The sequence below is a fragment of the uncultured Polaribacter sp. genome (assembly GCF_947501385.1).
Taxonomy (GTDB): domain Bacteria; phylum Bacteroidota; class Bacteroidia; order Flavobacteriales; family Flavobacteriaceae; genus Polaribacter.
The window spans coordinates 57,263-83,590 of the sequence record NZ_CANMVP010000004.1 but is presented as its reverse complement, the minus strand read 5'-3'; the positions used below and the strand labels follow the sequence as shown (position 1 = coordinate 83,590).

Annotated in this window: 20 protein-coding genes; 9 read left to right on the top strand and 11 right to left on the bottom strand. The window is 32.6% G+C overall.

Going from position 1 to position 26,328, the window contains the following annotated elements; translation table 11 throughout:
- Positions 1-170: 170 nt before the first annotated feature.
- The 8 genes from Q0998_RS03885 to Q0998_RS03850 all read right to left on the bottom strand — a co-directional run bounded on the left by Q0998_RS03885 (position 171) and on the right by Q0998_RS03850 (position 13,546).
- Positions 171-1,547, bottom strand: a complete 1,377-nt coding sequence (locus tag Q0998_RS03885; protein ID WP_299666523.1) for an MFS transporter — start codon at positions 1,545-1,547, stop codon at positions 171-173.
- Complete coding sequence (locus Q0998_RS03880; protein ID WP_299666520.1) at positions 1,544-2,782, bottom strand: AGE family epimerase/isomerase; 1,239 nt, start codon at positions 2,780-2,782, stop codon at positions 1,544-1,546. Before Q0998_RS03880 ends, Q0998_RS03885 begins: the two co-directional genes overlap by 4 nt.
- Positions 2,766-3,980: a glycosidase gene (locus tag Q0998_RS03875; RefSeq protein ID WP_299666517.1), complete on the bottom strand. Its 1,215-nt coding sequence runs from the start codon at positions 3,978-3,980 to the stop codon at positions 2,766-2,768. The genes Q0998_RS03880 and Q0998_RS03875 overlap by 17 nt, the downstream gene beginning before the upstream one ends.
- 19 nt (positions 3,981-3,999) lie before the next feature.
- Positions 4,000-5,094, bottom strand: coding sequence for a glycoside hydrolase family 26 protein (locus tag Q0998_RS03870; RefSeq protein ID WP_299666514.1), 1,095 nt, complete (start codon positions 5,092-5,094; stop codon positions 4,000-4,002).
- Between the two features lie 7 nt (positions 5,095-5,101).
- Positions 5,102-7,039 carry a glycosyl hydrolase gene (locus tag Q0998_RS03865; RefSeq protein WP_299666511.1) on the bottom strand — a complete coding sequence of 646 codons (1,938 nt, stop codon included), beginning with the start codon at positions 7,037-7,039 and terminating at the stop codon, positions 5,102-5,104.
- A 99-nt stretch (positions 7,040-7,138) separates the two neighbouring features.
- Positions 7,139-8,833 carry a hypothetical protein gene (locus Q0998_RS03860; protein ID WP_299666508.1) on the bottom strand — a complete coding sequence of 565 codons (1,695 nt, stop codon included), beginning with the start codon at positions 8,831-8,833 and terminating at the stop codon, positions 7,139-7,141.
- A 20-nt stretch (positions 8,834-8,853) separates the two neighbouring features.
- Positions 8,854-10,449, bottom strand: coding sequence for a RagB/SusD family nutrient uptake outer membrane protein (locus Q0998_RS03855; protein WP_299666506.1), 1,596 nt, complete (start codon positions 10,447-10,449; stop codon positions 8,854-8,856).
- 10 nt (positions 10,450-10,459) lie between these two features.
- Positions 10,460-13,546, bottom strand: coding sequence for a TonB-dependent receptor (locus Q0998_RS03850; protein WP_299666504.1), 3,087 nt, complete (start codon positions 13,544-13,546; stop codon positions 10,460-10,462).
- Between the two features lie 390 nt (positions 13,547-13,936).
- On the opposite strand from Q0998_RS03850, the gene Q0998_RS03845 reads away from it, so the two are divergent.
- A complete protein-coding gene (locus tag Q0998_RS03845; RefSeq protein WP_299666501.1) occupies positions 13,937-14,806 on the top strand; it encodes an AraC family transcriptional regulator in 870 nt (289 codons plus the stop codon).
- A gap of 372 nt (positions 14,807-15,178) precedes the next feature.
- On the opposite strand, the gene Q0998_RS03840 is transcribed toward Q0998_RS03845, so the two are convergent.
- From Q0998_RS03840 to Q0998_RS03830, 3 genes are all read right to left on the bottom strand, one after another.
- Positions 15,179-15,676 carry a PRC-barrel domain-containing protein gene (locus Q0998_RS03840; protein WP_299666498.1) on the bottom strand — a complete coding sequence of 166 codons (498 nt, stop codon included), beginning with the start codon at positions 15,674-15,676 and terminating at the stop codon, positions 15,179-15,181.
- Positions 15,677-15,687: 11 nt separating this feature from the next.
- Positions 15,688-16,305: a hypothetical protein gene (locus Q0998_RS03835; protein ID WP_299666495.1), complete on the bottom strand. Its 618-nt coding sequence runs from the start codon at positions 16,303-16,305 to the stop codon at positions 15,688-15,690.
- Positions 16,306-16,429: 124 nt separating this feature from the next.
- Entirely contained in the window at positions 16,430-17,524 is a 1,095-nt protein-coding gene (locus Q0998_RS03830) for a formylglycine-generating enzyme family protein (RefSeq protein WP_299666492.1), read from the bottom strand.
- Between the two features lie 219 nt (positions 17,525-17,743).
- Here Q0998_RS03830 and Q0998_RS03825 point away from each other — a divergent pair, with 219 nt between their 5' ends.
- The 8 genes from Q0998_RS03825 to Q0998_RS03790 are packed head-to-tail and all read left to right on the top strand — an operon-like array spanning position 17,744 to position 26,286.
- Entirely contained in the window at positions 17,744-18,397 is a 654-nt protein-coding gene (locus Q0998_RS03825) for a TetR family transcriptional regulator C-terminal domain-containing protein (protein WP_299666490.1), read from the top strand.
- Positions 18,398-18,427: 30 nt separating this feature from the next.
- Complete coding sequence (locus Q0998_RS03820) at positions 18,428-19,732, top strand: lipopolysaccharide core heptose(II) kinase RfaY (RefSeq protein WP_299666487.1); 1,305 nt, start codon at positions 18,428-18,430, stop codon at positions 19,730-19,732.
- Entirely contained in the window at positions 19,732-20,364 is a 633-nt protein-coding gene (locus tag Q0998_RS03815; RefSeq protein WP_299666484.1) for a flavin reductase, read from the top strand. The genes Q0998_RS03820 and Q0998_RS03815 overlap by 1 nt, the downstream gene beginning before the upstream one ends.
- A complete protein-coding gene (locus Q0998_RS03810) occupies positions 20,361-21,782 on the top strand; it encodes an SDR family oxidoreductase (RefSeq protein ID WP_299666482.1) in 1,422 nt (473 codons plus the stop codon). The genes Q0998_RS03815 and Q0998_RS03810 overlap by 4 nt, the downstream gene beginning before the upstream one ends.
- 27 nt (positions 21,783-21,809) lie before the next feature.
- Positions 21,810-21,953, top strand: a complete 144-nt coding sequence (locus tag Q0998_RS03805; RefSeq protein WP_299666479.1) for a DUF2256 domain-containing protein — start codon at positions 21,810-21,812, stop codon at positions 21,951-21,953.
- The gene (locus Q0998_RS03800) at positions 21,923-23,233 is read left to right on the top strand and encodes a DASH family cryptochrome (protein ID WP_299666476.1); all 1,311 of its coding nucleotides are present in this window, start codon (positions 21,923-21,925) and stop codon (positions 23,231-23,233) included. Before Q0998_RS03805 ends, Q0998_RS03800 begins: the two co-directional genes overlap by 31 nt.
- 40 nt (positions 23,234-23,273) lie before the next feature.
- Positions 23,274-24,806: a cryptochrome/photolyase family protein gene (locus Q0998_RS03795; RefSeq protein WP_299666473.1), complete on the top strand. Its 1,533-nt coding sequence runs from the start codon at positions 23,274-23,276 to the stop codon at positions 24,804-24,806.
- Complete coding sequence (locus Q0998_RS03790) at positions 24,796-26,286, top strand: cryptochrome/deoxyribodipyrimidine photo-lyase family protein (protein WP_299666470.1); 1,491 nt, start codon at positions 24,796-24,798, stop codon at positions 26,284-26,286. Before Q0998_RS03795 ends, Q0998_RS03790 begins: the two co-directional genes overlap by 11 nt.
- Positions 26,287-26,328: the final 42 nt, after the last annotated feature.

The window sequence follows — 26,328 nt, the reverse complement described above, 5'->3', positions numbered from 1 at the left end:
TCTTATTAAATTTCAAATATTTTGAAGTTTTTTTTAAGTGATAAAATTTAAACTAGAAATATAAATAACTTATTTTCAATACATTACTACTTGTATATTTTGTAAACCTCACAGGTTTTGAAAACCTGTGAGGTCTTGACTATCTTAAAAACACCTTATTATAAAAAAAATTAATCAGCTCTTTTAGCTTCCAATTCTGAAATTATGGTATCCATAAAAGAGTCACTTAATTTATAAATCAATAAAACAAGTGCAGACAATAAAGCCCCAATTGCTGGATAAATACTGATTAATAATCGAATTCCTTTTAAAGATTCTGTCGTTTGTGCTGCATTGGCTTCAAAACCATAGGCATATAATAACCAACCTGTTATTGCGCCTCCAAGCGTCCAACCCATTTTTTGGGACATTGATGATGAAGAAAACACCAAACCTGTGGCTCTTCTTCCTGTTTTCCATTCAGAATAATCTGCAATATCTGCATACATAGACCAAATAAGTGGTAATACAATTCCTGCTGCTAATCCAATGATAACGTTTAATCCGAAAATAATTCCCACAGAATTTGGATCTACCCAATAAAAAACAAAACTAAATACAGAAGCAATAAGCATTGCGCCAATAAAGGTGTTTTTCTTTCCAAATTTTGCTGACGCTGGTTTTGCCAATAGTACGCCTAACAAATTGGTTACCAACCAAACCGTCATATATGCACCCGCTAATTTGTCCCATTTAACTTCACCAAAAACGGGTAAGGTTTGGTCATGAACAAAATATTTAAAGTAGTACATAATGCTTCCATCACGTAAGGAATTAAATATTAAAACCGCAATTCCTGCGCCCAGCATGATAAACCATTGCCCATTTTTTGCCAAATCTTTTAAATCTTTTTTAATAGATACTTTTTCTTTTAATGGCTTTACGCGTTCTTTCGTCCATTTATAGGTCATGGTAAAAAAAAATGCCGCCAATGCTGCATAAATAGCAATCGTATATTGATAACTTTGTGCTTCACTAGCGCCTGAATTTCTAAAATAATCTAACAAATAAGGCACGGTTGCTGTCATAAAAATACCTCCAGAATAGGCGCCAATAAATCGAAATGAAGCTAATGAGGTACGTTCTTTAGTATCTGACGTCATTACACCCATCAAAGATGAATAAGGTACGTTGATTGCCGTATAGACAATCATCATTAAAGTATAAGTAACATATGCATAAATCAATTTTCCTGAAGGCCCAAAATCTGGCGATGAAAATGTTAATACACCCATAATGGCAAATGGAATTGCAACCCATAATAAATAAGGTCTAAATTTTCCTTTCGCTGTGTTGGTTCTATCTGCAATAATCCCCATAATAGGATCATTTAAACCATCCCACAAACGCGTTAATAAAAACATGGTTCCTACAGATGCTGGAGAGATTTCTACAACGTCTGTATAATAAATCATTAAAAACATCGAAAATAGTTTCCAGAACATAGACGATGCAAAATCGCCAAAACCATACCCAATTTTCTCTTTTATTTTTATTTGATTGCTCACAGCGTTTCGTTTTTAATTAGTGCTATTCTTTCGATGATTTCCATTAATGCTCTAGAATTATGATACGGACATTTCCAAAATCCTAATTTATAGTCTCTAGCTATTGGCTGTCCATTTGTATCGACTCTCCAAAACCATTCTCCATTTTTTCGATCAATCAAATGATTTTTTATAAAGTCCCAAATTTTAAGCATGCCATCTAAATACTCCTGTTTCGGATTGATTACATAAGCATCCATTAAGCCAACAATAGCTTCAGCCTGTACCCACCAATGTTTATCTGTATCGTATACATTTCCATCTAACTCATTAAACAAAGAACCATCTTTATCTAGCCCTTTTTCTACGGTTAAATCTACTAGTTTTACAGCTGTTTCTTGAACCTTTTCAATAATAGTTTTATCTTCAATTACCTGCGCTGCTTCGTGTAATAACCAAGCGCCCTCTATATCGTGTCCGAAGGAAATAGCGGCAGATTTATTAGTCCAATCCATTCCAAAGAACAAATTAAAATGACCTGTTTTTTTATCAATAATTTTATTCTGAAAAATTGAAAGTAACTCAATTATATTATTTTTCAATGATTTATCTTTCCAAACTCTATATAAATTGGCATACGGTTCTAAAATATGCAAATGGGTGTTCATTGATTTTGGATAATTTAAATCTTTATCGCTCAATCTCATGTCGTTAATACGACTCCAATCTTCCTGAAGAGCTTCAATATATCCTGAATATTTTGTATCGTAAAATTTACTTTCTAAGATGTGGTACAATGTTTTTGCGTAGTCTAAACTTTCTTCCGTATCGGTTGCTTTGTAATATTCAGAAAACGCATAAATTCCAAATCCTTGTGCGTATGCTTGTTTTCTTTTATTAATGGCGTTTCCAAGATGATCTACTTCCCAAATTAAACCACCATGTTTTTGATCCCAAAAATGATTGATGATGTATTGATATTGTAAATCTGCCATCTCTTTGTACTTCTCATTTTTTGTGATTCTATAGGCAGCAGAAAATGTCCATAAAATTCGAGAATTTAAAACGGCGCCCTTGGTTGCAAAATTGTTTTTATTTCCAAGTCCGTCAATTTCTCCAAGAAAACCACCATTTTTAAGATCCAACGCTTCGGTGCTCCAGAAATGTAAAAGAGATGTTAACTCGGTTGAAGCTTCTCTACTTAAACGCAACAAATCCTCAGAAATAGTATGTGTACTTTTAAGATTTACAATCATAATTTGCTTCCACTTTATTTGAATTTATATTTTCATATACCTTATTGTTATCAATTAATTGATTAATGGTTTGAACCGAAAGATGAGAATATAACTTATCTTCAGGAGAATTAAGACAATAATCTACAAGCTGATCTATGGTTGATGTTGCTACATGCATTCTCGTGTCTGAAGAAGCATAATAAATATAAACTGTACCGTCATCATCTACTATCCAACCGTTGGAAAAAGTAACGTTGGAAACATCTCCAATACGTTCTTCTTTTAAAGGTGCTATTAAATGACCATGTGGTTTGTGAGTTACATCCCAAGGTCTATCTAAATGTGTCATAAACAGATAGGTTGTATAACGTAAACCTGCTGCGGTATTTCTAACGCCATGTGCTAAATTTAACCACCCTTCTTTTGTTTTAACTGGCGCAGGTCCTAAACCGTTTTTTAGTTCGTAAATAGTATGGTAGGTTTTAGGAAATACAATTTTTTCTTCCTTAACCTCTGCATTTTCAATTGTGTTTGAAAGTCCAAAACCAATACCTCCGCCTTTTCCAGTGTCGATGAATCCATCTTGCGGACGGGTAAAAAATGCATATTTACCATCAATTAAATGAGGAAACAACACCACGTTACGTTGTTGTCCAGTGGTAGAAATCAAATCTGGCAATCGTTCCCAGGTTAATAAGTCTTTTGTTCTTACAATTCCTGCTGCTGCCATCGCAGTTGAAGTATCTCCTTCGGGTGCTGTTGGGTCTTTTCTTTCGGTACAGAATACTCCATAAATCCAACCATCATCATGCTGAATTAAACGCATATCATACACATTGGTATCTAAGTTTTCTGTTTGAGGAATGGTTATCGGACGATCCCAAAATTTAAAATTATCGATACCATTTGGGCTTTCTGCAATCGCAAAGATGGATTTTCTATCGTTCCCCTCTACTCTTACAACTAAAAGATATTTGCCATTTAATTTTATAGCTCCTGAATTTAAAGTGGCATTAAAACCAATGCGTTCCATAAAATACGGATTCTTTTCTTGGTTAAAATCGAAACGCCAATTCAACGGAATATGATCTCTGGTTACAATCGGGTTTTTGTATCGATTGTAAATACCATTAGTACTAAATAAAGCTGTATTGGGTCTAGTAATTAATGTATTAAAATCTTTTTTTATTTTTCTTAGTCGTTCAATATACTTCATATTGCCTTTTTAATAATTTTTATTTTTTCAGTAATAATACTTTTTCATTCTTGGTAAAATCAATAAAATCTTGAAACGATGCATGTCCTTTGTGAGGAATATAAAAATGGTCTACTTTTCCATTTCGCCAAAACAACACATAAGATAATTTACTCATTAAATCATTAGATCCTAAAACTTTACCTAACTTTTGAGTAAACCATGTTGGGTCTGGAATGCCATCAGATCCTGTTTCGGTTAAAGCAGCGAGTTTATCTCGCTTTTCTGCCGTATTTACTACAATATTTAATTTTTCTACAAGTGCATCTAAACCATCTCCTTTTTCCTTAAAGTCATAGTAATTATCTGTTCCTAAAATATCTACATACTCATCTCCTGGATAATATTTTAAATAATCTGCTTCCGTATAAAAATGCCTATCGGGCGAGTATGCAATCAGTATATTTTTTAGGCCTTTGGTATTTCTTAGATAATCTACAGTAAAGGCAAACAGTGCTTTATAATCTTCGATGGTTGTATATTTTTGTCCCCACCAAAACCAGCTACCATCCATTTCATGCCACGGTCTAAAAATTACTGGAATTACTTTTCCTCTGGAATTTTTTAAAGAACTTAGAAAAACTGCTACTTTGTCTAATTTGGTCACCAACTCACTATGATTTTCTGCACCAGGAAGTAATGATTTTACCAAGCCTTCTTTTTTGTCCCAAGAACTAATACTACCCTTAAAGAAAAAAGGATGCCAACTCATGGTATTTATCGCTCCCATTGCATGACCTTTTAGCATTAACTCTCTCATGTGATGAAATGGCACTCCGTCAATATTTAGAGAATCTCCTACTTTACCTAAATCCCAGCCTAAAACTGCTGGAAATTGCTTTGTAGCTCTAAATACGTCAGCATCTAATTCGCCATTTCCCATATATTTCCAGCCAGTGCCGTAGGCTAAAGCATCTTCATGACCCAACATAATGCCTTTGGAATTGATCCTCTTCATTTTTTTTAACAGCTTGGTACTTGTACTTTTTTTATTGTAAACGCCATTACTAGCACCACAACTATTCAATAAGAACAAGCAAAAAACCGATAAAATAAAGACTTTAATTTTTTTCATCAAAAATCTAATTATAGATATTCAAGTTATCTAGCTCTTGCTGAAACAAGGTTAACGGGCTATTATAAAACGATATAAAATCTTCCTTAACCACAGCAGGACTATCACTATTAGGTATATACAAATCGCTTTGAGACGAATTCCAAGGGGCATTAAACCATGCCAATGCCCAAGCGATTCTTATGTCACTACCACCTTCTTGAATGGCAGCTAAAACATTTGAAGTCCAAAACGTAGGATTCGTATTTACATAATCAACTTTTCCTGTTTCAGAAAGAATCGCTATTTTTCCATGGTCTAAAGCGAACGTACTTAACTCTATTAAATTAGATTTAAGAACTGCTTTTACAGGATTATATACATCAATTCCCACAACATCTACATAAGTATCGCCAGGATAATAACTCATTTCTATTTTTTGATTTGGCGTCCAAGCAAACAACACCAAGTTTGTTCTTTCTTTCATATAATCGGCTGCCATCTTATAAAAGTCTATGTACAATTGAGGTGAATGATTTTTACTATTCTTTCCCCACCAGAACCAATCTCCGTCCATTTCATGAAACAATCTAAATACTACAGGAAAGCCTAAATCGTCATTTACAATACCTAAAACCTCATCTAATTCGCCATAAAACCAATCTCGAGAACCATTTAAATTATTCACAACATCATACATTAAACTCTTATCTGTTTCTGTAGTAATATCTCGCATGTAAATTTTTCCATCAGTTTTACTTTGTTGATGAAAATCCATCGTCACTACCGATCCGTTATTGTATGCATATTTTGCCTCATTAATGTGAACTTCTCTCTGTTGCGCCGATTTATACATTAAATAGTTTGGATCTATCCCGTAAACTGCAGGATGATCTCCTACCACATCTTTAGCATCTGAGGTACTTAAATCTGTTCTTAAACCACCCAACTGAAAAGACATAGGAAATTCTTGACCAAATGCAAATTGGCTGCTATTAGCAATATTGGCTATGTTGTTATATAGATTGATCGTTTCAGTAGTTGCATTGACATCAATGGGTGTATAAATTCCTTGCATTCTTACTTCAATATTAATTGTAGTAGTGGCTGTTGCTCCAGAACTATCGGTAACTATTAACTCAATACTGTAATTACCTAGCTCTAAATCTATTGTAGATAGCTCACTATTACCAATAATATTGCCATCCATTCTCCATTCAAAAGAAGCTAATGGTCCTTCGGTATCTGAAGATGCTGAAGCGTCTAAATTTACTTTTACTGTTGAATTTCCATTTGAAAGAATTACAATTTTATCGGAACCTGCATCTGCCGTTGGCTCATTGTTTGGCGCTTCTGTAATGGTAACTGTATATTGTTTTGAATCTCCATTTTGTCCTACCAATGTGTATATAATAGGATTGCTAAAATCATTTTTTGTAACTTCAGATTCCTGAGGAATACCTCCAATATTTAATGTTGAATTTTCTGTTACATCAAACTTTGCTGTTACATTTTTTAAATCTGTTCCTGCGGGTACTTTAGCTGTTATGCTAAGACTGTCAATAGTAAATGTTGTATTGTTTAATTCTACTATTTTAAATTCAGTTAGTTTTGCCGCAACACCTATCATAATGGTATAACGGGTTCTTGTACCATCTTCTGCCTCAACAATATAAATTGGATTGTTACTAAAGTCGTTTTCAGAAAAACCCGAAGCTTGTAATGTTTTACCAACATACACCTTCGCGTTTTCAGATACCTCAAAAATAGCTGTTAATTTTGATAGATCTTGTTCATCTTTCAGGGTTGTTGACACCATGTTATTTGATGATATGTCAAAATTATTTTCCATTGCTTTAATTGAGAAAGAGAGTAACTTCGATTCTTCATTCAGTAAAAAGTCATCTTGTTCCGAACAAGACACCACTAATAAAAATAGACAGAGTGTTTTTAAAAAAAATTTCATAAAAATAAGTGTTAATGAGCGTTGCTTTTAAGAGAAGTATTTTAACAAAGGATATTCAAAGTAGAATACCCTTTTGTTAAAGAACTAATTCAAATATGATTAAAATCTTGGTCCTTCTGTAATTACCATATCGTCGATACTTAATCCGATGGTATTTGCGTTATTTCGACCTACAATAACTTCTATTCTATCTATTGGAGCATCTATATTTAATGTTTTTAATGTTTTATAATGTGCTCCTAAAGGTGTAGATGCATCACTCCAATTTTCTAACTCTGTATTAAACAAGCTAAATTGAAAAGTTTCCCATTCTCCATTTGTGTTCGGAAAAAACTTTTGCACCATTGCTAATTGTTCATCATATTGGTACACTCTTAAAATGAGGTATTGCGCATTGCCTGCAATACTATTTAAAGCCATTGAGATATATGGATCGTTAAAAATAGATAGTTGTGAGTTTGACATGTCTGTTGCTATGGTTTGACCCCAATAACCTCCCCAATTCCCTAGAGAACCATCATCTGCATAAGTGAAGAACTGATCACCAAAAAAGGGATTTATTTCACTTTTTCTAAGGTCTAATGATGCGACAGTATTTCCTCCTTTAACAACATCTGGCCAATTCGAAGTTTCTTCAAAATCCATCACAACCAACTTCGCAGGCTTTGTTGAACCTACAAGCGCATCACCAATTTCCTGACTTCCATCATATTTCCCTTCAGTTACCTTTACATAAGCAATATCTAAGTCTTGATTTTCGCCTGCATTTCCAGATTTAAAACCTAATCTTGGTTTAAAAGAACCCGGATTAAAATCATCTCCACCACCTTGCCAACTTTCGTCAAGAGGTAATGAAATAATAATCCATGAACCACCTGTATCAAAGCCAAAACCAAAATGTCTCCAATGACCGTTTTGATCTTCCATTTGAAAATACCCAGCACTTCCTGCTGGTGTTCTTATGGCAAATGTGATGTACGGATTTGTTAATCCGCTTACGTCTGGAATATCAGCAGAAACCATGTTCCCTGAGGCTTTCGCCCATCGATAACCTGGTGCTCTCAATGAAAAATAATTTGCATCTGTCCCCATAACATCTCCGTATTCTACTGTAGCAGATCCTTCACCTGTGTATTGATGTGTGCCGTCTTTAAAATCCCAAATAATGACCTCATTATAAGCGATAAAAGGATACACAACTTCAATTTTCTCTGCTGTTGGAATATTATCTTTTGCTAAACTTTTAAAAGATACATCTACTAACATCCCCGCTCTCAGGTTTAATCCAGAAACCGATAAAATCATAGAATTTAGCTTTTTTGCTACCACAGGAACTACCGCACCATCAACTTTAACCTCTGTTAACAAATCAACATTTTCTCCTTTCACCGTAAATGTCAGTCCAACTTGAATAGGACTCACTTCTAGTACCGATGTTGCTGGAATGATGGGAACAAAATTCTTAGCTGTTTGATAAGTCTGTGAATATTCATTGCTAACCTTTATAGGTGCTCCGTCGATATTCATCGTTCGAGGAACATCTACCATTAGAGTGCTTTCATCACTTGAAACCTCTAGATTTTCACCTGCTACGTCTCCGAAATGCACGCTTTTTATACTTGCAAAATTACCAGTTAGGGTAATTGTACTTGAAAATAAATCATTGTAAGTACTTACATTGGTGATTGTTGGCACTGGCCAATTTACATCGTAAAACGAATCATCTTCTTGACAACCCGATATAATTCCTAACGTTAGAATTATGATGAATACATAGTTTAAATGTTTTTTCATTGTAGTAGTTTTTTTTAATATTAATAGCCTGTATTTTGTTGTAGCCCGAATGTATTTACATCTCCAATTGGTAATGGTAAAAGACCATCGTGCGTACTATAATTATTTTCATTGGGTAATAAACTTATTCTACCTGTTCTGATAAGATCAAAATATCGAATCCCTTCCATCGCCAGCTCTAATCGTCTTTCTTTCCAAATATCTTGTAAAAGTGCATCTCCTGTACTTGTAACAGGTGGCACCGATGCTCCAGAAAAAGCATCATACGTATACCCAGATGTTTGCCCCAAAGCACTACCTAAAGGCATTGAGGAGTTTTGAGCACGTGCTCTAACGCTATTTACAAAGTTTCTAGCTTCACCTTCAAAACCCTTAAAATGAGCTGCTTCTGCATGCGCTAGTAAAACCTCAGCATAACGCATTATTCTTTTATTTACATCTTGGTTGTTGTGGTTTCCAGATCTATCTTCTTTGGCCAATGCGTATTTTCTATTCAATCTTGTTTTTGTTACATACTCTTTTGTGCTATCATCGGTTAATGTCCAAAGTTGTTTATCCCAAACTTGAGCTACGCCATATAATACTTCGAACTCTTGTCCGTAAATAGTATTTAGTAATCTAGGGTCTGTACTTAAAAATGTGTTGTAAAGTGCATCTGTTGGCAAATTAAAACACCAACCCCAATCGTCTCTATTTCCCATCTGTACTATGGTTGTATTTCCAACACTTTCGCCCCATTCATTATTGGTTTGTTTGTGCTGAATTTCAAAAATAGATTCTATATTATTTTCACCTTCTTCCTCGAAAATGGTTGCGTAATTACTTGCCAAAGCATATTCTCCTGAATTTATGATGGCATTCGTAAGGTTATATACTTCATTCCAATTTGCATTTACATCTACAGTATGACCTGCTGTTGCCGCTAATACCGTATTATTGCTATATCCTGTTTCTTGAATTAAGACTCTCACCTTTAGCATTTGGGCAGCACCTTTAGTTACACGACCTAAATCTGAAGCAGCATATTCACTCTTCATAGGTAAATTATCTATTGCATCATTTAAATCTTGTTTTATAAAAGCATAAATATCGGTTACTGGACTTCTTGGTAACGTTAACTTTTCTACAGTAAAATCTCTAGTTACCAAAGGCACTGCACCGAATAACGGTACCAATTTAAAATATGCATAAGCTCTTATAAACTTCGCTTCTGCTAAAATTCGTTGTTTTAAATCTTCATCGAAAGTGGCTGTAGGTAATGCGTTTATCACATCATTACATCTCACAATGGTTCGATACATTAATGACCATGTTCCACTTACAGCACCGTTACCAGAATTTGCTGTAAATGTTCTTAAAAACTCGCGATCTACCCAGTCAAAAAAGTTACTTCCTCCTTTAATGGCATCGTCTGACATGATATCTCCAAAAACAAAGAACTCATCATCTTGTATGGATGCATAGCAAGAGTTTAAACCTGCCAGTGCATTTACAGGATCGTTATAATACACTGCTGCCGTCTGTGTTCCTATATTTTCAAGATCGGTTAAATTGCTTTCACAAGCTGAAAACATGATAATCACTACTAATACTGTTAATTTTTTAAATAATTTCATCTCTTTTTTTTTAAAATGTAACATTTATTCCAAAATAATAAAGTCTCGGTTGTGGGTAATTTCCTAAATCTACTCCAATACCTAAGCTTCGAACGTCGTTTGCTGCATCTTGAGTTAAATCTCCAATTTCTGGGTCATAGCCTTTATAGTTTGTAAAAGTCAACAGGTTTTGACCTGAAAGGTAAAATCTCAGTCTATCAATACCCGATTTTTGTGTATACTCTTTAGGAATCGTATAACCAACTTGAAGATTTTTTAATCTTAAGAAAGAGCCGTCTTCTACATATCTGTCTGAAAAACGTGCGTTGTTATTTGCATCAGACAAAGTAACTCTAGGTTGCGTTCCCGTAGGATTATTTACTGGATGGAATCTGTTGATTCGATCTTCGTATGCATTGAAATAATCATTTACATCTAACAATCTTAAACTCATTCCATTTACAATCTCTGCACCTTGAACCCCATAAAAATTAGCGGATAGATCGAAACTTTTATAGTCTATATTAAAATTAAAACCATAAGAAAAATCTGCTTGTGCAGAACCTAAGTACGCTCTATCATCTGCATCAATGATGTCATTATTATTGTTATCTAAAAAACGAACATCTCCAACGGCAGCGTTTGGTTGTATTGTTGCATAGGCATCAACCTCGTCTTGATTTCTAAAGATTCCATCCGTTTGGTAGCCATAGAAATAAGCAATTTCTCTTCCTGCTTCAGTTCTTGTAGTAAACCCAAGTTTGTCTATAAACCCTCCGTCTATAAAAGCGTCTGAATCTGAGTTCAATTTCTTAATTTCGTTATCAATAAATGTGATGTTTGCTCCTACGCTAAAGTTTAGCTCACCAATATTAATTTTATAGTTTGCTAGAAATTCAAAACCTTTGTTACTCATGGTTCCAATATTTGCATTTGGGCGATCTCTAGGATAATATCCAGGCAATGCCACACGTGTAATCATGTCTTTTGTTTCTTTGATGAAATAATCTGCTGTAACCGTTAAATCTCCATCCAAAAACCCCATATCGATTCCATAATTCTGGGTCTCAATAACTTCCCATCTTAAACCTGGTGTTGGTATGTTTGTGGTGGTTCCACCTTGGTATTGCTCATCATTAAAAACATATTGCATCGAATAATTACCAATGTTTGCCACATCAGAACCTGCTTGTGCACTCGATTCGTTTCCAACACGTCCCCAGCCTGCTCTCAATTTTAGAATTGAAAATGTATTTAAATCTCGTATAAATTTTTCCTCATCGGCTTTCCATGAAGCTCCTATGGATGGAAATAATCCCCATTTATTATCTCCAGTAAACTTACTAGAACCATCATATCGTAAAGTTCCTGTTACCATATACTTATTATCAAAAGAATAAAAAGCACGTGTAAAATAAGACTGTGTCCCATTTTGACCTTGAAAAGAATTTATTCTTTCGTTAAACGTCTTAGCTAAGTTTAAATACTGCAAATCTGCATCGATAGGAACATCAATTCCTACACCACTAAATCCAGAACTTTTATTGTAAGAAGATTCTTGGCCTAAAGTTGCGATGATTTTATGTACACCATTAAAGGTTTTGTTATAGTTTAGTAAGTTGATCCAAGTCCAGCTATAAAACTCGCCTCTTTGCTCATATAATTCACTTAAGGCTCTATTAAAATTTTCATTTAAGTAATAAGCAGGACGGTAATTTTTGTTGTGACTCGCTCCTCTTGAAATTTTATAATTCGTTTTAAAATTTAACCCTTCCGCTAAATCAAATTGGAGCCAAGATCTAAACCCATAAGAATTTGTATTATTTTCACCGTACTTTAATTGATCTACTAATAATGAAGGATTATTTCCAAAGGCAGTTTCTAAGGGTATAAAGTTTCCATTGACATCTGTTGGACTATCTACTGGACTACTTGTTAATGATAGCGGAATTGGACCGCCGTAAATACCTTGTGGAAAGTTCCCCAATTCACTTCTAAATAAATCTAACTGAATACCTACATGCACACGATCGTTAAAATAATATTCTGTTTTAGAATTGAATATGTACTTTTTAAATGCAGTGTTTTCTATAGTTCCTTCTTCGTCAAATAAAGTACCACTTAAAGAATACAATAATTTTTGACCAGAACCATCATCCATCGACAATCCGCCTCTTACACTTAAGTTGTAATTTTTTTGAGCTGCTAATCGAAAAACTTCATTTTGCCAATCTGTACCTTTTGCATTGGTGGCTAAAACATAATTTAATCGGTTTTGTAAATTTGAAGGCAATGTTTGACCATCATTTTCTGCTGCTTCGTAAATTAAACCAGCCTGCTGAGAAGCATTTAATAAATTTATTTTATTTGGAATTTCTGCAACGGCATAATAGGTATTAAAAGAAAATGTGGGTTTGCTAGAAGCTTTACCAGATTTTGTGGTCACAATAATAACTCCGTTTGCACCTTTATTTCCATAAATGGCGGTAGAAGATGCATCTTTTAAAATCTCGATACTTTGAATATCTTCGGGTGCCAAAAATTCGATATCATTACCGATAGGAACTCCGTCTACCACATATAATGGGTCTGAATTGTTGGTACTACCAACACCACGAATTCTTACTTTCATTCCAGCGCCTGGTCTACCAGAAGTTTTTGTAATACTAACACCAGATACACGACCTTGAATAGCTTCTACAGGTCTGTTAGACGCGACTTTTAATAAGTCATCTCCACTAATTGAGGAAACTGCACCGGTTAAATCGCTTTTTTTCATCGCTCCATAACCCACGATTACAATTTCATTAAGTGCTAAAGAATCTTCCTCAAGAACTACATTGATAGACGTCTGAACATCGATACGAATCGCTTCCGTTTTAAACCCTAAGTAAGAGAATACTAAAACATTTTGATTGTTATTTGATTTGATTGAATATTTACCATCAAAATCTGTAGTGGTTCCTTTATTGGTTCCTTTAATTCTAATTGTAACACCAAATAAAGGTTCGGAATTCTTATCTGTAACAATTCCAGAAATTATTTTTTCTTGTCCAAATGTATTCCAACAAGAAATAAGAAATAGGAATACTAAAATTTGCGGAAAGTTTTTTTTCATAATGATTATTAATTTATTTGTCTATTTTTTAAAAATCTATAGTAATTATTCTATTATTATCAATTTAGAGCATCTTAAATTGCAACATCTTTAATGTTGATGTCAAAATTATACAGATGTGCCCCTTATTACAAGTATTTTTACATCAATACATAATACTTTTACAACTTTAACATTCGATTTCTATATATTTTAAATTATTAAAATTGAATCATTTTTATATTAATAATTTGAAAATCAGCAAATTGAAATAAAAATTATTTAATAATTTTATGACAAGCATTAACTAATGTTAATATTGAATATTAATATGTTAAAAAAGAATACATACTATTTTATCATTAAATTGTGTATTTTTATAAAAATTTAATTTTTGTAAGCATATTTATTATGGTACACAGAGAAATAACTCCATTAAAGGAAAGTGATTGTTTCTTGATTTTTGACAGAAAACGGAATGAGTTTACTTTTCCCATTCATTTTCATCCAGAATATGAGATTAACTTTATTCACAATGCAAAAGGTGCAAAAAGGGTTGTTGGAGATCACATTGCTGAAATTGAGGAATATGAGCTGGTAATGGTGGGTCCGAATATTTATCATGGATGGGAAAATTACAAAAATGATACAACTAAAACTTTACACGAGATAACGATACAATTTCCTAGAGATTTATTTGATGCTAAACTTTTGAATAAAAATATCATTAAACCCATTAAAGAACTATTTAAAAGCTCTAATCATGGGATTTTATTCTCTAAAGAAACTGCGATGAATCTAGAAAAAAAATTAGTGCTCATTTCTGAAAAAAGTGGCTTTGAAAATTTTATTGATTTTCAAACTTTACTATATCAGTTGGCCATTTCTAAAGGCAAGAAAACTCTAACCAATATCTCTTTTGAAAATCAGAATGATTTTTACAATAGCGATCGCATCGAAAAAGCCTACAATTATATTAAATCTAATTATGAGAAAAAGATAAAAGTACAAGATGCTGCTGCCTATATAAATATGACTGTAATTTCTTTCAGTAGATTGATAAAACAGCGTACGGGTAAAACTTTTGTGGAATTTTTAAATGAATTGCGTTTGGGCTATGCTACAAGAAAATTGATAGAAACAAACGAAAGCATTTCTGAAATATGTTACAATTGCGGTTTTAATAACATCTCTAATTTTAATAGAATTTTTAAAAAAAAACAAAACTGTACGCCATCAGAATTTAGACAAAACTTTAAAGGAACACGAAATATTTATTAAAAAATCATTACAACATTGTATGAAAAATGAGTAAGATAATACTTAAATAATCTTTATAAAATCTAGTTATCAGAGTTTAAATGACTCATTTAAAAGCAACATTACTTTTAACCTGAGTTCGAGTAATAAGTTATTGATTATCAGTTGTTCGTAGTTGACCTGCAAGGTTTTGAAAACCTTGTAGGTCTGTTATGTTTAAACCCAATACCTACAAGGTTAAAACAAAACCTTGCAGGATATAAAAAATAAACGCTTTCCATTAAAAATCAACACATTGCGTTTTAGATATTAATCGAACTCAGGTTTTTTTAAAAAAAAAGCCGAAAAACATTTTGTTTTTCGACTTTTTAAATATTCAATTAATACTTTAGACTAAGAATTAAATTCATTTTGATCGTAAAATTTATCATCTAACGGATAAATAAAATTTTCTCCTTGACGGATATATGTATCAAAAACAATCACCTCATAATCTCTGTTAATTGGTGTTCCTTTTTTAACTCTTTTGGTTTGTAAAAAGGTAGTGTGATCAATTTGATTTGTAGATACAATTTCGTCTTCTAAATTCAAATCTGCCATTCCGATAGGAATGATGATATGATTTTCACCGTCTTCATTAATAAAACCATGCACACCATCTTCTGCTTTAGAATTAAAAGGTTTGTGGTTTGCATCTATAATAGATGTATCTACCTCAACGTCTAGATACACCACACGTTCTGTTTTTTTATTCACTAGTAAATTATCTACTTTACCAATTACTTTGCCATTGGCGTCTTTTACAACCCAACCACGAACATCTTTATCGCTATTAGCAACTTTATAGTCACTAAGTTCTTCTAAATAGTATAAATTTTTCTCTTTGCTCATAATTAAATTTTTTAGTTCATTTTTAACAATAACATTTCTGCTGCTTTAAAAAAGCCGTTTACATCACCTTTTTGATCTAATGTGTGTTCTGCTTTTGTAATCGCTGCCACTGAATTTTCAACTTTAGAAAGTTCTGCTTTTAAATTAGGATACTTGCTTTTTTGTATAGTAGAAAGCGCACGTGTAATAATTTTTCCAGAATTTTTAATCAAGTCTGCATGATTCACTTCATATGGTTCTTCTGTAATTTCTTCTGCATTCTCTCTAGCTTGGTCTAAATCTGCCTTAATATCTACATCTAAAACGTCAGATTTTGCCTCTACAGCATTGATTAAGTAAAGTAATGCAGCATTGCTATATTCATGATCAATACCCATTTTACTCGTATCTCCAATATAATCTGAATATTTAGCGAATGCGGTTCTATAAGCTGCTAAATCATCAGCATCTAAAACTTTATCTTCATCATTTTTACTGTTGTCTAATACTTGTTCTGTAGTCATAACGTCATCATCTAGGTCGTTATCGTCATCAGCCAACATAAAATAAAAGATTGCTGCTAAAGCCAATAGTACTAAAAGAATCCACGGCCAGATAGCCTTTTTCTTTTCAATTTTAATTTCTGCCATAATAATTTGTTTTTTTAGTTTTAAGACTACAAATGTATATTTTGCAAAGTGTTTTTTTGAATTAAACTTTAACTCAAATGCAATAATTACAAGAAATAAAAAAAGAAAGTGCGCTGAATACTACTTATTTTAACAACATTTTCTCAGTTGCTACGGTTCTAAAACCAATATGATCTGAGCTTGAGCTTGGCTCCATGCCCATTTTAGCAGAAATTCTAAAACTTGCGCAGTAAGACTCATGACACAAAAAAGAACCGCCTTTTATTACATATTCTAATTGAGCAGGATTTGCAGGTGAATAGGACTTTTCTGCTCCCGTTGGGTTTGTTAAAACTTCGTCAGGTTTTAAACTTTGATAATAGTTCACGTTGAATAAGTCTGTAGTTATTTCCCAGACATTACCAGCCATATCATAAAGGCCTATACTATTTGATGGATAGGATTTTACGGGTGAAATATATTCGAAACCATCTTCAGAAATATTAGTTACCGGAAAATTTCCTTGCCAAGTATTTGCGTTTGCATTTAAATCTTTTTTATCATTTCCCCATGTAAAAATGGTATTGCTATTTTTTCCTTGGGCAGCTGCTTCCCACTCAGCCTCGGTTGGCAATCTTCTATTTGCCCATTTGCAATATGACAAAGCATCATGATAACTTATATGTACCACCGGAAAATTATCTTTTCCTTCTATAGAACTTCCAGGCCCTTCTGGTTGTTTCCAGTTTGCACCTATTTTCCAAGACCACCATTGGCTATAATTATTCATCGAAACAACTTTTCCTGCATTTTTATTAAAAATTAAACTACCAGGCTGTAAAATAGAGTCTGCAGGTTTTGGGGTTCCTTCGGGCAAGTCTTTTTTGATTTCATCCCAATCTATCGGCTTCTCTGCAGTAGTTATATACTGAGTAGCTTCAACAAACTTTCTAAACTGATGGTTTGTAACTTCATGAGCATCAATAAAAAAACCATCTATATACACTTCGTGTGCTGGTTTTTCTCTCATCATTGCAAATTCGTCTCCTTCTTTTGCCCCCATTAAAAATGTTTTTGGGGCAACCCAAACCATTCCTTCTGGTGCTTTTTTAGCTACATCGGTAATTGTTTCTAAATTTTCTTCGCTATTTTTTTTCGCCTGATTGTCTTTTTGACAAGAAAGTAAAAAAAACGAAAAAAGTAACAGGATAACGACAGAGAATTTCAACTTGAATATCATTTTTGAGAATTTAAAATTATAATTTGATGGAGGCTAACTTTCTACCCTACACAAAAATACATATTGCATTGAGATACAAAATTTATTTACAAACAAATTTCTAATTACAGGCTTAGAAAAACCCATTTTAACGTACTTTTATATTTAACAAAAGATTATTGTTTAACTAATAATCAATTTCCTTAAACATTTGTATCTTTACATTAAATTTTAATAATTATGGCTCGCAAGAAAAACATCAGCAAAGACAATCTAATTTCTTGGTACATGGAGTTTGTACTAGAAAACAACCACGACCCAAAATCTGTCTTCAGTTTTGCAAAAGAAAACAATTTCGAAGAAGGAGATTTTTATAAATTTTACGGCTCTTTTGAGGCAATAGAACAATCTATTTTTAGTGAGTTCTTTAACAATACAATGAAACTTTTAGCAAAAAGTGAAGAATATCCTACCTATGATGCTAGAAATAAATTATTAACTTTCTATTTTACTTTCTTTGAAATATTAACAGCTAACAGAAGCTACGTTGTATATGCATTAAGAGAGAATGGTGATTTAAAGAAATTAAAATCTTTAAAACATTTAAGACAAGATTACAAAATATTTGTAAATAATATAGGTATTGAAAAGATCGACTTACAGCAAGAAAAACTAGAGAAAATTCAAGACAAGACCATTCAAGAATCTTCTTGGATGCATTTATTAATTACGATAAAATTTTGGTTAGATGATGCTTCTCCTTCATTTGAAAAAACAGATATTTTTATAGAAAAATCTATCAATGCTCGTTTTGACTTGATGGATATTAAACCTTTAAAAAGTATTATTGATTTCGGGAAATTTATTTTAAAAGAAAAAGTAAATTTTAACTAAAAAAAAGATTCTGAAATAAATTCAGCAAATATGAAAACAATAGATTCCATACCAACATCAAAAATTCAACGTGCCTCAAAATTAGTAACAACAGGTGCTAAAATTGGTGTAAATTATTTAAAGTATTATGGTGATAAAATTACCAAAACAGAAGTTGAAGCAAAAGAAAGGTTGAATGAAAACAATGCAGAAGATATTTATGATGGTTTAAAGCAATTGAAAGGAAGTGCATTAAAAGTTGCTCAAATGTTGAGTATGGAAAAAAGTATTTTACCAAGGGCGTATGTTGAAAAATTCTCGCTTTCACAGTTTTCTGTACCTCCACTTTCTCCTGCCTTGGTTCTAAAAACGTTTAAAAAGTATTTTGGTAAAAATCCAAGTGAAATTTATGACAATTTTGATGCTGTTTCGGTAAATGCAGCAAGCATTGGCCAAGTGCATAAAGCAGAAAAAGATGGCAAAAAATTAGCCGTAAAAATTCAATATCCTGGGGTTGCTCAAAGTATTTCATCTGATTTATCTTTGGTAAAACCTATTGCTGTTAAAATGTTTAATATCAAAGGAAAAGACTCTGATAAATATTTTAAAGAAGTAGAAAATAAATTGGTCGAAGAAACCAATTATATTTTAGAAGTTGAACAAAGTAAAGAAATTGTAGCTGCCTGCAAACACATTCCTAATCTTAATTTTCCAGAATATTATTCAGAGTTATCTTCAGATAGAATTATTACGATGGATTGGATGAATGGCATTCATTTATCTGAATTTGCTACAAACGATCAAGAAATCTCCAACAAATTAGGACAAGCTCTGTGGGATTTTTATATGTTTCAAATGCATACACTTAAAAAAGTGCATGCAGATCCACATCCGGGAAACTTTTTGGTATCTCCAAAAAACGAATTAATTGTGATTGATTTTGGTTGTATGAAAACCATTCCTATGGATTTTTATATACCTTATTTTGAATTGGCAAAACCAGAAAGCATTTCCAATCCTGCAATTTTTGAACAAAAATTATATGAACTAGAAATTCTTAGAGAAGATGATTCTAAAGAAGAGTTAGACTTTTTTAGAGCGATGTTTCATGAAATGTTAAGCCTGTTTACACAACCACTTCATCAAGAATTTTTTGATTTTTCTGATGGTATTTTCTTTGGTAAAATAGCTGATTTAGGATCGAAGTATGCTAAAAGTACAGAATTAAAAAACATGAACGGGAATAGGGGTTCTAAACATTTTATTTATATCAATAGAACATTTTTTGGTTTGTATAATTTAATGCACGATCTGAAAGCGAAAAATGTAAAAATTAATAATTACAATTCTTTATAATGGCATTTTTCAACAGAAAAAACTTAGATGCATTAGATAAAATTTTTAGAATTAACCTCATAAACAGTTGTTCTGGATTTAAATCTGCAAATTTAATAGGTTCTATTTCTACCAAAGGCATTACAAACGTTGCTGTGTTTAGTTCTGTTACACATTTAGGTTCTAATCCGCCAACCTTAGGTTTTATTTTAAGACCTACAACGGTTCCAAGAAATACACACAAGAACATTAAAGATGTAGGTTTTTTTACGATCAATCATATTTATGAAGAGATTATTGATGATGCGCATCACACGTCTGCAAAATATCCTGAAGAAGTTTCGGAATTTGATGTTACCAGCTTAGAAGAGGAATTTAAAGGAGACTTTAAAGCTCCTTTTGTTAAAAATGCACCCGTTCAAATGAGTATGAAGTTTATAGAAGAAATTTATGTACCTTCTAACGATGTACTATTAGTTGTAGCGCAAATTCAAGAACTATATGTAAATGATACGTTGTTGCAAGAAGATGGTTTGATAAACCTTTCTAAAGGAAATGTGGCAACTATTAATGGTTTAGATACCTATGCGATTCCAAAATTCAAGAAACAACTGTCTTACCAAAGACCAAAAAAATTGGAAAAAAGTGTATGAAAATTCTTGTAACAGGCGCAACGGGTTATATTGGTAAAAGATTAATACCCTTATTATTAAACGATGGTCATACCGTTGTTTGTGCTATAAGAGATAAAAAAAGAGCTGAGAATTATTTTAAAAATCAGCAAAATATAGAGTTGATAGAAGTAGACTTCTTAAATGGACATACACTAAGTGCCATTCCAGAAGATATTGATGCTGCTTACTATTTAATTCATTCGATGTCTAATTCTGCGAAAGAGTTTCATGCTTTAGAAGAAAAGTGTGCATTTAATTTTAAAAAATTTGCAGAAGATTCTCAGCTAAAACAAGTTATTTATTTAAGCGGTATTACAAATGACACCAATCTTTCTAAACACTTACTCTCAAGAAAAAATGTAGAAAGCACATTGGCTTCAGAAAAATATGCATTAACCACATTTAAAGCAGGCATTATTGTTGGTTCTGGAAGTTCTTCTTTCGAAATTATAAGAGATATTGTTGAAAAACTTCCTGCAATGATTGCTCCTAAATGGCTAAATACAAAAACGCAACCACTAGCCATTAGAGATGTGTTGGTTTTCTTACACAGATCTTTAGGAAAAGAAGAATTATACAATACTTCTCATGACATTTTTGGCCCAGAAGTACTTACTTATAAAGAGATGCTATTGCAATTTGCAGCAGTAAGAAAGTTGAAAAGATACATTATTACCGTACCTGTGATGACTCCAAAACTATCCTCCTATTGGTTGTATTTTGTGACCTCTACCTCTTACAAATTGGCTTCAACATTAGTAAATTCTATGGGTGTTGAAGTCATCGGAAAAAAAAGTAATATCAATACGCTTTTAGATGTTGAACCCATGTCTTACAAAGAAGCCGTAAGACTGGCTTTCAAAAAGATAGAACAAAACAGTATTGTTTCTAGTTGGAAAGATTCTTACGTAAGCAGCGGTAGAATGAAGAATTACGTACATGAATTCATCAATGTTCCAGAATTTGGCTGCTTTAAAGACTTTAAAAAAAGAAAAGTTAAAAATAGAGATAGAGTACTTGATAGAGTTTGGGCTATTGGTGGTGAAACGGGTTGGTATTACGGAACATTTCTATGGAAAATTAGAGGTTTTGTAGATCAGATTTTTGGTGGTGCGGGTTTGCGAAGAGGAAGAAGACACCCAACTGAATTATTTTCTGGTGATGCCTTAGACTTTTGGCGTGTTATTTATGCGGATAAAGAAAAAGGAAGACTTTTATTGTATGCAGAAATGATTTTACCAGGAGAAGCTTGGTTAGAATTTAAAATTGAAGATGGCTACTTATACCAAACAGCCACTTTTAGACCTCATGGACTTGCAGGTAGAATGTATTGGTATGCGGTAATGCCCTTTCATTGGTTTGTCTTTAACGGAATGATCAATAACATTAATAAATAGCAACGGAGCATACTTCCTTTTCACATAATGCACAAAAAAGAAAACCTTCCAGAAAAAATATGTTTGGTCTGTGATAGACCTTTTGCTTGGCGAAAAAAGTGGGGGAAGAATTGGGAAAACGTAAAATATTGTAGTGAAAAATGCAGAAGAAACAAGAAAACACGGGTTTAGTTTGGTTTCGTAATAACTTACGAGTAAACGATCATACCTCTTTAAAAAAAGCCGCAGAGCGCCACAAAAAAGTACTTGCTGTTTATTTTTTTGATCCGAAATTATTTGTAAAAGATAAATTCGGATTTACCAAAACAGCCAAGTTTAGAACTAAATTTTTAATTGAAACAGTTACAGCGCTACAAAAAAATCTTTTAGATTTAAACATAACACTACTCACCCATTTCGAAAGTCCGGAAAATAAAATTCATACCCTTTGTGATGCGTTTTCAATAGACACAATATACACTCAAAAAGAATGGACAAAAGAGGAAGTTGCAACCAATACTTTTATTAAAAACACACTTCCAGAAAATGTGGCTTTTGTGGAAGATTATGATCAGTTTTTATACCATCCAGAAAGTGTTTCTAAAGACTTTGCAAACATCCCGAACGTATTTACAGTTTTTAGAAAGAAGCTAGAAAAGACCGTACAAATTGAAAAAGAAGTAGCTATTTTAAAACTGCCAAAAGAAAATCTAACACAGCATCACACAGCAATACCAACCTTAAAAGATTTCGGTATTTCAGATTTTGAAATTCCTAAAAAAGCTGCATTTCCTTTTTCTGGCGGAGAAAATGCTGCTTTAGAAAGACTACATAACTATTTTTTTGAAACAAAGAAGGTCGGTTTTTATAAAAAAACCAGAAACGGTTTATTGGGAACAGAGTATAGTACAAAATTCTCACCTTGGTTGGCAAATGGAAGTTTGTCTGCAAAAACCATCTACTGGAAAATAAAAGAATACGAAGCAGAATATGGTGCAAATCAATCGACTTATTGGGTGATTTTTGAATTGATTTGGAGAGATTACTTTAAGTACATCTCTTTAAAACACAACGCAGCTATTTTTAAAATTGGCGGAATCTTAGCTAAAAATTATGACTGGAACGCTGATGAAGAATTAATTCAACAATGGATAAACGGTGAAACAAAAGACGATTTTGTAAACGCAAATATGATAGAACTCAAAGAAACGGGTTGGATGAGCAATAGAGGAAGACAAAATGTAGCTTCTTATTTTGCAAAAGAACTCTTGTTAGATTGGAGAATCGGTGCCGCTTATTTTGAATCGGTTTTAATAGATTATGATGTACATAGTAACTATGGAAACTGGATGTATGTTGCTGGCGTTGGAAATGACCCTAGAGATAGAAAATTTAACACAAAACTACAAGCAGCACGTTATGATGCCAATCATAAATTCAGAAAATTGTGGTTAGAAAAAACGTTATTCTAGCAAGGAAGCATGCTCGCTCCCTTGTCAAAAAAAAATAAAAATGAAAACTTTAAGGCTAATCTTAGGCGACCAACTAAACAGCGAACATTCATGGTTTCTAAATCCAGATGAAAATGTTACGTATTGTCTTTTTGAGATGCGGCAAGAAACAGATTATGTTATACATCATATTCAAAAAGTAGTTGGTTTTTTTACTGCAATGCGGAATTTTGCAGCAGAGCTAAAAACAGCCCATCATAAATGTATTTATTACAATATTAATGATCAGAAAAACACGCAAAGTTTAGTTGAAAATTTATCAATTTTAATCAAAGAAAATAATATTGAAAAATTTGAATATTTAGCACCAGATGAATACAGATTAGACAAACAGTTAAAAGATTTTTGTAAAGAATTAAAGATTGCTACTGAAGTTTTTTCCACAGAGCATTTTTACACAGAAAGAGACCATTTAGAAACTTTCTTTAAAGGGAAGAAGCAATTTTTAATGGAGAATTTTTACAGAAACATGCGTAAAAAACATCAAATTTTAGTTGTAGACAATCAACCAGAAGGTGGCAAATGGAATTATGATGCAAGCAATCGAAAGAAATGGAAAGGAGATGCATTCATTCCGCAAGAAATAAGTTTCGATACGAATGTGGAAGAAATTGTTTCAGAAATTGAAAAAGCAGGTATCAAAACGATTGGGAAAATCAATCCTACATATTTTGAATATTCCATTTCCAGAAAACAATCTTTAGAGCAATTAACGTATTTCTGCGAACATTTATTAGTCCATTTTGGGGATTATCAAGATGCGATGCATACAGACAAAATGTATCTTTTTCATAGTCGAATTTCATTTGCTATGAATACGAAAATGATTTCGCCAAAAGAGGTCGTGAATCAAGTCTTAGAAACCTATAGGAAACCAGAAAACGATATAGACATTTCTCAAGTGGAAGGTTTTATACGACAAATTTTAGGCTGGCGAGAATACATGAGAGGCATGTATTGGATGTTGATGCCTGATTATAAAAATGAAAATTTTTTAGAGAACAACAATAAATTACCAGATTTCTTTTGGACTGGCAACACCAAAATGAATTGCTTAAAAAACGCGATTCACAATTCATTAGATAACGGGTACGCACATCACATTCAACGCTTAATGATTACTGGCAATTTTGCTTTGTTAACCCAGATACATCCAGATGAAATTGATGCTTGGTATTTGGGTATTTATGTAGATGCTATTGAATGGGTTCAGTTGCCCAACACAAGAGGCATGAGTCAGTTTGCAGATGGTGGTAAAATTGCAACAAAACCTTATGTTTCTAGTGGAAGCTATATTAGCAAAATGAGTAATTATTGTGATGCTTGCGTGTATAAAAAGACAAAAAAATTCGAAGACGATGCTTGTCCTTTTAACACCCTATATTGGAATTTTCTAGATGAAAAGCAAGCGCAGCTTTCTTCTAATTTTAGAATGAAAATGATGTACAGCTTGCTCCATAAAATGTCTGCAGCAGATAGAACAAAGATTAAAGAAAAAGCAAATCATATTATAGAAAATTTAGATGAATATTAATAGAGAAGAAATAAATGTTGTTTGGTTTAAACGTGATTTACGTTTGCAAGATAATGAGGCAATTCACAACGCTTTACAATCTAACAAACGTACACTCTTAGTATATGTTTTTGAAAATTCTCTACTAGAAGATGCACATTATGATGAGCGCCATTGGAATTTTATAAAACAATCTATTCAAGATTTAAATACCGATTTAAAAAAATACAACACAAAAGTTCTTTGCGTTCAAACAGAAGTTGTAAACGCTTTTAATACGCTTTTTGACAGCTATAAAATTAACACTGTTTTCTCTCATCAAGAAACTGGTTTGTTAATTACATTCAACAGAGATAAAGAATTTACTAGATATTGTAGAAACAATTCTGTAAACTGGATAGAAAACAATAACAATGGTGTGTTAAGAGGCTTACTAACTAGAGAAGACTGGTTTGAAAAATGGGATGCATACATGCTAGATGTTCAAATAAAAAATGAACTAAATGCAACTAAATTTATTTCCACAGACGAAATTTCTCAATTAGAAAAATACTTTCAAGTAGTAAATTTAGAAACACCGAAGCATCCTTATTTTCAAAAAGGAGGTACAAAAATGGCTTGGAAATATGCGGATACTTTTTTCGAGAAACGTTATAGAAAATACATGTCCAATATTTCTAAACCCGCGTTGGCTAGAGAAAGTTGTAGCAGATTATCACCTTATATTGCTTGGGGAAATGTATCTATTCGTCAAATATTTCAAGAAGCGCATCAACATAAAACAGAAAGTAATAAAAAACCTTTAGGCGCATTTATTTCTAGATTAAGATGGCAAGCGCATTTTATTCAAAAGTTTGAAATGGAACATACGATGGAAAATGTGAGTGTTAACAAAGGCTATCACAAATTAAAAAAGAGTATTTCTATAAAATACCAAAAAGCTTGGAAAGAAGGGCGAACAGGTTTTCCCTTAATAGATGCAAGTATGCGATGTTTGGAAGAAACAGGCTATCTTAATTTTAGAATGCGCGCTATGTTAGTTTCTTTTTTTACCCATATTTTATGGCAACCTTGGCAGGCATCCTCACAGCATTTGTCTCGATTATTTTTAGATTTTGAACCTGGTATTCATTTTCCTCAATTACAAATGAATGCCGGAGAAACGGGTATAAATATTCTTAGAATTTACAATCCAATAAAAAATAGTTTGGCCCATGATGAAGATGCTACTTTTATTAAAAAATGGGTTCCAGAATTGGCAAATTTACCGACTTCATTTATTCATGAGCCTTATTTAATGACTCCTTTAGAGGAACAATTTAATAATTTTGAACTGAACAAAGACTATCCGAGACCAATTGTAGAGATCAAAGATGCAAGAAAAAAAGCAAGTGATGTACTCTGGGAAATGAAGAACAATATGCAAGTAAAAAAAGAAAACGAAAGAATTCTTAAAAAACATACGATTTCAAACAGAGGCAGATTTTTAAAAGAAGACTAAGCTAAAATTGAAATTATAAACTTCTGTTAATTGTTGTTTAAC